This is a genomic window from Gluconobacter sp. P1D12_c (genome assembly GCF_018812105.1).
Lineage (GTDB): Bacteria > Pseudomonadota > Alphaproteobacteria > Acetobacterales > Acetobacteraceae > Gluconobacter > Gluconobacter oxydans_A.
The window spans coordinates 1-612 of the sequence record NZ_JACSIQ010000175.1 but is presented as its reverse complement, the minus strand read 5'-3'; the positions used below and the strand labels follow the sequence as shown (position 1 = coordinate 612).

The window sequence follows — 612 nt, the reverse complement described above, 5'->3', positions numbered from 1 at the left end:
ATAGAAAACAGTTCTGAAAGATCGCTGATGGAGTAATCGCCGGTATCATACATCCGGCGAAGCTCTTTTTGCTGACGTTCAGAAAGCTTGGGTTTCTTTCCGCGTAGTTTACCTTTGTCGCGTGCAACGGCCATCCCTTCACGAGTACGCATCCGGAKCAGATCGGCTTCAAACTCCGCGAAAGTCGCAAGGATGTTGAAGAACAACTTGCCCATTGGATCAGACGGATCGTGAATACTGTTCCCAAGTTGAAGCTTCACGCCACGGGATGCCAGGCTGTCGCCAATAAGCCGTGCATCAGGGACAGAGCGGGCCAGTCGATCAAGCTTTGGTACGACCAAAGTATCGCCACTACGAACAGCCGCCAGTGCCTGGTCAAGGCCGGCCCTTTCCCGGTTCGTGCCGGTGAAGCCCTTGTCGGTGTAAATACGATCGGCAGAAAMACCTAGTTTGAGCAGTTCCTGATGCTGGGCCGCGAGATCCTGTTTGTCCGTCGAGCAGCGGGCATAKCCGATCATTATGTGTKTCATACGGGAAAGTGTAACGTATAAGGCCCCATGACTKCAAAACATATGGTACCACCTTTATGAGACACAGCACACGGCTGTATTC

The 612-nt window shown here is 52.2% G+C and carries 1 protein-coding gene; it reads right to left on the bottom strand.

Annotation, left to right across the window (positions count from 1 at the left end):
* On the bottom strand, positions 1 to 530 hold a 530-nt coding region (locus KP705_RS16185; RefSeq protein ID WP_215764983.1), incomplete at its 3' end, for a recombinase family protein.
* Between the last annotated feature and the right edge of the window lie 82 nt (positions 531 to 612).